The sequence below is a fragment of the Actinosynnema sp. NPDC037264 genome, from assembly GCF_055603705.1.
Window position 1 is genome coordinate 1 of record NZ_JBVJVK010000133.1, and the last position, 1,580, is coordinate 1,580.

1 protein-coding gene is annotated in these 1,580 nt (G+C 68.8%); it reads left to right on the forward strand.

All coding sequences use genetic code 11. From position 1 onward, the window contains the following. Nucleotides 1-108 precede the first annotated feature (108 nt). Nucleotides 109-1,572, forward strand: coding sequence for an NF041680 family putative transposase (locus ACZ7GX_RS45670; protein WP_498786922.1), 1,464 nt, complete (start codon nucleotides 109-111; stop codon nucleotides 1,570-1,572). The last annotated feature ends 8 nt before the right edge of the window (nucleotides 1,573-1,580 follow it).

The following is a 1,580-nucleotide window of genomic DNA, read 5'->3' on the forward strand; positions in this document are numbered from 1 at the left end:
CTTGTCTTTTTAGGTCCCGGTCGGTGATGTCCACCCCGATTGATCATGGAAGCAGCCCTTGGTTGATCATCACTCTTGCGACAGAAGGATGATCGACCAAAGGGCTGCGTGATCAGTGTGCACCATCTCGACCGCAAGCAGGCGCTCGGGGCGTTGTCCGGGTTCCGGCGGGAGTTCCACCGGTGTCTGACCCGTCGGGCGGACGGGCTGTTCGAGCTGACCGACGCCGTGCTGTGCGCCGACGGACCAGTGCGCACACTGGTCGGTCTGTCGTTGGTGCCAGAGCATCGGCGCGGGCACGGCGGTCTCTACGACGCGGTCAACAACGGCTGTATCGAGGTCGACCGGTTACGCGACGCGCTGGCCGGGATGCCGTTGCCGCGGGCGGCCGACGGCCGCCTGGTGCTCGCGGTCGACGTCTCACCCTGGTTGCGACCGGATGGCGCGACCTGTCCGGACCGCGCGTTCTGCCATGTCTACGGCCGCGGCAAAGGCGAGCACCGCATGATCCCGGGATGGCCGTACTCGTTCGTGGCCGCGCTGGAGACCGGTGGCACGTCGTGGACCGCCCTGCTGGACGCGGTCCGCCTCGCCCCCGGCGCCGATCTCGCCGCGGTGACCGTCACCCAGGTGCGCGGAGTGATCGAACGGCTGATCGCCGCCGGCCAGTGGAAGCGGGGCGATCCGGAGATGCTGGTGGTGTTCGACGCCGGCTACGACGCGCCCCGCATCGCCTGCCTGTTGGCGGATCTGCCGGTGCGGGTGCTGGGACGGATGCGGTCGGACCGGGTACTGCGCCGCCCGACCCCACCCCGGGTCCACAACCCGTTGGGCGGACGATTCCCCAAGCATGGCGGCGAGTTCGTCTTCGGTGACCCGGCCACCTGGGGCACCGAGGACGCGCTGACCCGCACCGACACCCGTCTCTACGGCACCGCCACCGCACAGGCATGGAACCGCCTGCACCCACGACTGACCCGCCGCAGCGCCTGGATCGACCACAATGGACCATTACCGATCATCGAGGGCACCGTGATCCGCCTGACGGTGGAGCACCTGCCCTCCGGTGGGGTGAACAAACCGGTCTGGCTGTGGTGCTCCGATGCTGACGCCGAAGCCACCGAGGTCGACCGCTACTGGAGGATGTTCCTGCGCCGCTTCGACATCGAGCACACCTTCCGCCTGCTCAAACAGACCCTTGGCTGGACCAAGCCCAAGCTGCGCAGCCCTCAGGCGGCCGACCGCTGGACCTGGTTGGTCCTGGCCGCCCACGCGCAGCTGCGCCTGGCCCGTCCGTTGGTCGCCGACCTGCGCCACCCCTGGGAACGCCCTGCCGAACCCGCCAAGCTCACCCCGGCACGCGTCCGGCGCGGGTTCCGCAACCTCCATATGAAGATCGTCTGTCCAGCGACTGCACCGAAACCGGTCCGCCCCGGACCGGGACGACCGCCCGGCTCGAAGAACCGCGTCACCGCACCGCGCTTCGACGTCGGACTCGTCCTGGCCACCGGCCAGGCACACACCCGACCGGCCCACCACAAGGTGGGCACCAAACCCCGCCGAACAGGTTAAAAGACAAG